The sequence below is a fragment of the Vibrio sp. M260121 genome (assembly GCF_036533715.1).
In the GTDB taxonomy this organism is placed as follows: Bacteria; Pseudomonadota; Gammaproteobacteria; order Enterobacterales; family Vibrionaceae; genus Vibrio.
Map to the genome: position 1 here is coordinate 1 of NZ_JATABF010000137.1, position 377 is coordinate 377.

Annotated in this window: 1 protein-coding gene; it reads right to left on the reverse strand. The window is 39.5% G+C overall.

What is annotated here, in order from left to right:
- Positions 1–65 precede the first annotated feature (65 nt).
- Positions 66–284: a hypothetical protein gene (locus QTO06_RS25480; protein WP_145473920.1), complete on the reverse strand. Its 219-nt coding sequence runs from the start codon at positions 282–284 to the stop codon at positions 66–68.
- Positions 285–377: the final 93 nt, after the last annotated feature.

Here is a 377-nt window from a genome sequence, read left to right on the forward strand (position 1 = left end):
AAATGCCACGCGTTGCGAATCCCTCTTGAACAGTTTGTTATGTGTTGTTGCTGGAACTATGCGCCTTACTCACGGAATATGGCGACAATTTCACTTTTTTTCAGAAACCAACTCACTCTGTTACTTCCCTTTTTAAAAGTGATATTACTCCCTGGAACTGATTCGCTAAAGCTCGAAGCATTTACAGTAGTTACTGCCCCGTTTTTAAATACAACTTTGTAGGTATAAGAACCTTTCGAATCTCTTTCCCCACTATCTATAACAACCTCTTTCTCTTCAGACATAACACACCTCTCGTCGTCACAATAATTAAGAGTAACAAGGAACTATCGCTATTCTAGTGTAGGGCAGATTATGCAAAAATACACATAACGCCC